Raw genomic sequence first — 5,802 nt, forward strand, 5'->3', positions numbered from 1 at the left:
ACAAGTAGCCTCCTTAGGGTCGATGGCGATCGGGGGATCATTGGATTAACCTTGCACCAGTCCGTGATGGTTACATATCTTCAGACTTGTATCTTCATTGGTGCCCATTAGTTAAGATTGACGCTCTAAACCATGCTAGGTCCTGCTCAGCGAACCAAACTCGACGCCACCAGCGATGCTCTGTTCTATGAATATCCCCGCTTCGTCACCCACGTAGATGAGGGCTTTATTCAGCAGCTAACGGACCTGTACCGGGAGCGACTGAAACCCAACACCCGCGTCTTCGACATGATGAGTAGCTGGGTTTCTCACCTGCCTGAGGAGCTAGAATTTGCCCACGTAGAAGGGCACGGCATGAACGCCGAGGAACTAGCGCGTAATTCCCGTTTGGACCATTACTTTCTGCAAAATCTGAATGAGAATCCGAAGCTGCCGTTGGAAGATCAATCCTTCGATGCCGTACTAAATACTGTCTCTGTTCAGTATTTGCAGTACCCAGAAGCCATCTTCACGGAAATTCACCGCATTCTTAAACCCGGCGGCATTGCTATCATCAGCTTCTCGAATCGGATGTTCTATCAGAAGGCAATTCAGGCATGGCGCGAAGGGTCTGAGACAAGCCGAGTCCAGCTCGTGAAACAATATTTTCAAGCGGTTCCAGGATTCACTCCGCCTGAAGCGATCGTTCGGGCATCGCAGGCTCCTAATATGCTGCAATGGTTGGGAGTATCGGGTGGCGATCCGTTCTACGCGGTCATTGGCTATCGACAGTGAGGTCACTCGATCGTTCCTGTATCCAGCGACGCGTGCCAAAAAATCGACAGGACTCAGCGGCGACTTGAGAAGCGATCGTAAGCGCTTCTACAAATTCCTGCTGTAAGATTGCGTGGCAGAACGCTCCATGAAAGATGTCGCCTGCTCCTAACGTATCAACGGTTTGCACTGTAGGAACGTCTAACCTGCCCTGCTGATTCATTGTTCGGTACTGAATTGGCTGATCCCCTTGCGTAATGGCGATGTGAGGAATGCCCAAATGGGCTAAGTACGGCAGAACATCCTCGCTTTGGCAACCAGGCGGCTGAAAATTGGCAGAGCAGATGGCGTAATCTACCAGCGGCAAAAGTGTCTCGAAGCCGGGTTTCCAACTGCCACCGTCGATCGCCACGGGAATTCCTTGTTCTTTGGCGCGTTCGGCGATCGCTCGTCCTGCTGCCATTTGGTGCCCATCGATTAGCACGATCGCCACGTCTTGTAAGCAGTCGGGTGGAATTGCTGCCGGATCGACCTGTGATTTAACCGCATTGACCGAGACGACAGCGCGGTCTCCGGTAGCCTCCGTCACCAGAATTGAGGACACAGGCGGCGGCTCCGATCGCGTCGGTGCCAGGTCAGCCAGCTCGACGCCGCACGTCTGCAAATCCGCTCGAATTAAGTGCGTTATGGCATGTGACCCCACCACACTCAGAACGGTGGCGCGATCGCCCAACTGCCGAAACGCGACAGCGGCATTCGTCGCGGGTCCCCCAGCAGAAACCGTATAGTCCGACGCCACCAGCTTTTGGTTCGCGATCGGCGGACCCGCAACTCGGTACACCAGGTCCAGCGTCGTTAAGCCAACAAACAGTCCGTGAGACATGCGCTTGAAATAGTGAATCCGCTGTGCGACGAATGAAAGTCTTTGCGGGATAGGCGTCTTACCCGTCCAGTTAGGGAAACCCAGCCCGGAGGACGTAAAGGCTTCTCCAAGCCATTAACCAGATTTAGACGGTTGGGGGCTAAAAAGCCGGATTCGTAGAGGCTTAGCGATTGCTGCCTAACTGATCGTCACCCGCCGCTGACTGGGGGAATTAGAACTACTTCATCGCCATCCTGAAGTGCCGCCGTTGGTTCGACAAAGTCTAGATTGACGCCGAACCGAGTGAGGTTTCGCCATTGTGCCAGTTGAGGGTGCTCGGCAACCAGTCGATCGAGCACCTCGCCAACCGGAGTGCTTGGGGGAAGCGTTAGTTGCAGTTCAGGAACGCCGTAGGCGTCTTGGTAAGCGGCAAACAGCTTGAGAGTAATGGTGATGCTGGAGTCAGACATAGCTAGATTGTGCATCGCTTCGCTGCAACGGGCAACTAATAACCAAGCTCCCGCCAAACCCTCAGGTTCAGGCGGGAGCCTTTATTCGACGACAGAGATGCGCCTTATACCAATTCCCTAAATTCCACTTACAGATCAAATGACTGAAACGTTGATGAAATCCAGCTCTTGCAATTCGGAACTCAGAATTCTGAATTTCGAATTGGTATTAGTCGAAGTTACTGACGAATTTGAGGCGCAGGTGCTTGCTGAATGCTGGGCGTCGATCCCGGCGTGTTGTTCATTCCAGCACAAGGGTCAATGCTTGCCTGACTGGTGTTGATCTGACTGCTGCTTGCCTGATTGGTGTTGACCTGACTGGTGTTGGCTTGGTTTCTGTTACCTTCATTTGCCCGCAGAACGTTCTGCACCGCAAAGCCACCGCTCGTCGCACCCATATTGGCTTGTCCGCTCGTGGTGTTCCCGGCTTGAGTTCCGATCGAGCTGTAGGTAGTTTGACGCTCTACACCTTCCGAGCGATCGTTACGACCACCTGCCGCGAAGATAATCTGACGGCTTTCTCCACCCGTAGTTGCGCCACCGCTGGATAGCACATCGTTATTTTGGACGGCTTCAGCGCGAGAGCCAGGAGCCGACACAACGCGACGGTTCGACTGGTAGCTTGCCGACTGATTGGACGTTTGATTGTTGTTCTGGCTTCCCAGTTGATTATTCTGGCTGCTCGACTGATTGTTTAGTCCGTTGTCAGACAGTCCAGCTCGGGGATCAGTCTGATTGGGGAACTCACGAGTGTTGGGATTCGAGGTGATGTTGCCAAACTGGCTACCCTGATTGGCGCTGGTTGACGAGCCACTAGAAGATTGGCTCATGTTGGGTACGCACTCTGCTGGCGTGGAGGAGTTTTGTGAATTCATCCGATCGCTGGAGCTGTCGCTAGACTGCGGTGTAGATTGAGCAATGGCAGGCAACCCCCCCAATACGCCGCTAACGGCGATCGCGCTCATTAGAGCGGTGGCTTTCTTAGCAATTGTTTTCTTGTTCGTCATTTAAAGCGCTCCTTGTTCGGTCAAGATATCTTAGGAAAAAAGAAATTTGTCAATTTCGTTACAGACAACGATAGAAAATCAATTCTCAAACGTTCTCTGCCAACGGGGGTATCTGCGTACGCGCCCAAAGTTTGATACATCCAGCGCGGCGAATGTCACGAATCTCCCTTTTGACCATCGCTCTTTCGCGTTGAGGGCAGTTAGGATATGCTTGCAAAGTTATTCAGGCAGGCTCGGCGCGATCGCTGGTTGCGCAAGGAGATTATTTATGCTGGAGCTTTATCAATTTGAGCTATCTGAGTACGCAGAAAAAGTGCGGCTGCTTCTGGACTACAAAGGATTGCCGTATCGCAAAATTGAAGTGACCCCAGGAATTGGTCAGTTAGAACTGATTCGGATGTCGGGTCAGCGGCAGGTTCCAGTCTTGAAAGATGGAACTCAGGTTATTGCGGATTCCACTGCGATCGCTGAGTATTTGGACCGGACCTATCCCGATCGCCCAATCATTCCCCATGAGCCGAAACTGCGGGGCTTGTGCTTGCTAATAGAGCAGTGGGCGGATGAGTCGATCGGCTTGAATGCACGCAAGGCAATGGTGGGAGCGCTGAATCAGAATCAGAGTTTTCGCACTGCGTTTCTGCCGAATTCCATACCAGACATTGTGCGGACGATTATTGGAGCCGTGCCCAATGAAGTGCTTGGCGTATTGGGTGAGGGCGTAGGCTTTGGGGCAGATACCGTGAAGTCTGCCAATGATGCCCTCAAGCGCGATTTGGCATCGCTGTGCTTCATTCTGCGCGAGCAGCCCTACCTCGTAACCGATCATCCGACCCTGGCAGACTTTGCCGTTGCGGGACTGACGATGTACATCAAATTCCCGACGGGCAACTATTTGGACGTTCCCGAAGCGCTCAAGGGCAAGGGCGTTCCTGGCATTGCCGACATTGGTACGTTTGAGCCGTTCTTTGCGTGGCGCGACAAACTCTACGCCGACTTCCGTAAACCCCTAACGGGAACAGCAGGTGCAGGTTCTTCTTCGCCAACCTCGATCAATATTGATTGAGTCGCTAGGATCCACAGCAAGACGCAAAGGTGTAGGGCAGAGATGCAATCTCTGCCCTACGGTCGTTGTAGGGTGCTTTTGGTCGATCGCAGCGGGGAATTGATTTCCGAAGAAATCCTTCAGATTTTTCGTTGCATGCCGCCGATTCGTGTGGGACGTAGGGCTGGATGCGCTGTGGACGGCTATTTTCAGCGTGGCGAACGGCTGCGATCGAGCGGATGCCGACTCGCAGCCATCTGTCGTGTTGCCAGCTAAGCTAGATAGCAGTTGATACATGGATTTTACGTCATAGCACCTGCTGTATCTGGTTCTGAGCAACAAAGGCACTGGCATCCTATGCCTGCAAGGAAACGAACCGCTGAAGTGCAGCTAGTTCGCCAAACTTGGCAGCGCCGTGAATTTTTACCGATCGAGTTAGCTGAGCAGCGAGACGCTCCATTCCATTGCGGTTACGACTGGGAGAATGGGCGATCACACTCCTTACCGCTGGCGCTTAACCAGATTGCAGCACGCTCGCCTTGGGTGACGCACCACAGGAACGAGAACTATGGCGGCTAGTGAGCAGATACCTGTCTCCGAAGCGATCTTTGAGGGCGGGGGCGAGATGGGAGCGTTGATGCGATCGATCGACTGGTCGCAAACGCCGCTGGGTCCGATCAAACAGTGGTCCCAGAGCCTTAAAACCTGCATTCGAATTATGTTGACCTGCCGCCAGCCGATGTTTGTCTGGTGGGGCGACGAGCTGATTAACCTCTACAACGACGCCTACAAAGCGATCGTGGGCGGAAAGCATCCGGAAGCGCTGGGACAGCCTGCCTCAGTGGTGTGGCGCGAAATTTGGGATCAGGTCAGTCCACGGGTAGAATCCGCGATTCTTAAAAACGAGGGCACCTACGACGAATCGCTGCTGCTGATCATGGAGCGCAACGGCTACCCAGAGGAGACCTATTACACGTTCTCGTATAGTCCGGTTCCGAACGATCAGGGCGGCACGGGCGGCATCATTTGCGCCAACACCGATGACACGCAGCGGATCATCGGTGAACGTCAGCTAACCCTGTTGCGAGAGCTGGCAACCAAGACAGCAGACGCACGCACACTCGATGAGGCCTGTACTCTCACGGCTCGCTGTCTGGAGACCGATCCGTATGATCTGCCCTTTGCAATGCTTTATCTAGTCGAGCCGCAGCAGCACGTGTCTCTGGTGGGGACTTGCGGCATCGATCGCGGTCACCCGGTCGCTCCGGACACGATCGCGCTGGATGACGACTCGGTTTGGTCAATTTCCGATGTTCTACGATCGCATCAGGTTTGCTTAATTTCGGATCTCGATGCGCGGTTCGATCACCTGCCGACGGGTGCTTGGCAGCGATCGCCGCATCAAGCGGTGGCAGTACCGATCCGGGCGGGTGCACAGGCTAGCGACACTGCGCCATCGGGTCAGACGGGCAAAACAGGCATTTTGGTCGTGGGGTTAAACCCGTTCCGGCTGTTCGATGACAGCTACCGGGGATTTGTCGAGCTGGTGGCGGCACAGATTGCTGCCAGTCTTGCGAACGTTCAAGCTTACGAAGACGAGCGCAAACGGGCAGAAGCGCTCGCAGAACT

General features: G+C 54.0%; 7 protein-coding genes and 1 pseudogene. 5 read left to right on the top strand and 3 right to left on the bottom strand.

Annotated features, from left to right (window positions below; all coding sequences use genetic code 11):
* Positions 1-132 precede the first annotated feature (132 nt).
* Positions 133-774, top strand: coding sequence for a class I SAM-dependent methyltransferase (locus tag H6F43_RS15285; RefSeq protein ID WP_190343591.1), 642 nt, complete (start codon positions 133-135; stop codon positions 772-774).
* Here H6F43_RS15285 and H6F43_RS15290 read toward each other — a convergent pair.
* From H6F43_RS15290 to H6F43_RS15300, 3 genes are all read right to left on the bottom strand, one after another.
* The gene (locus H6F43_RS15290; RefSeq protein ID WP_190343592.1) at positions 755-1,636 is read right to left on the bottom strand and encodes a sugar kinase; all 882 of its coding nucleotides are present in this window, start codon (positions 1,634-1,636) and stop codon (positions 755-757) included. The two genes, H6F43_RS15285 and H6F43_RS15290, sit on opposite strands and share 20 nt — an antisense overlap.
* A 188-nt stretch (positions 1,637-1,824) precedes the next feature.
* Entirely contained in the window at positions 1,825-2,085 is a 261-nt protein-coding gene (locus H6F43_RS15295; protein ID WP_190343593.1) for a MoaD/ThiS family protein, read from the bottom strand.
* Positions 2,086-2,303: 218 nt separating this feature from the next.
* Positions 2,304-3,131, bottom strand: a complete 828-nt coding sequence (locus H6F43_RS15300; protein WP_190343594.1) for a hypothetical protein — start codon at positions 3,129-3,131, stop codon at positions 2,304-2,306.
* A 268-nt stretch (positions 3,132-3,399) separates the two neighbouring features.
* On the opposite strand from H6F43_RS15300, the gene H6F43_RS15305 reads away from it, so the two are divergent.
* From H6F43_RS15305 to H6F43_RS15315, 4 genes and pseudogenes are all read left to right on the top strand, one after another.
* On the top strand, positions 3,400-4,194 hold the full coding sequence (locus H6F43_RS15305) for a glutathione S-transferase family protein (protein WP_190343595.1): 795 nt from the start codon (positions 3,400-3,402) through the stop codon (positions 4,192-4,194).
* Between the two features lie 148 nt (positions 4,195-4,342).
* A complete protein-coding gene (locus H6F43_RS22740) occupies positions 4,343-4,465 on the top strand; it encodes a hypothetical protein (RefSeq protein WP_277879940.1) in 123 nt (40 codons plus the stop codon).
* Positions 4,466-4,530: 65 nt separating this feature from the next.
* A complete protein-coding gene (locus tag H6F43_RS15310; RefSeq protein ID WP_190343596.1) occupies positions 4,531-4,752 on the top strand; it encodes a transcriptional regulator in 222 nt (73 codons plus the stop codon).
* Positions 4,742-5,802: pseudogene (locus H6F43_RS15315) on the top strand (diguanylate cyclase); the annotation flags it as partial. The gene H6F43_RS15310 and the pseudogene H6F43_RS15315, both read left to right, overlap by 11 nt.

The sequence above is a fragment of the Leptolyngbya sp. FACHB-36 genome (assembly GCF_014695955.1).
Lineage (GTDB): Bacteria > Cyanobacteriota > Cyanobacteriia > Leptolyngbyales > Leptolyngbyaceae > FACHB-36.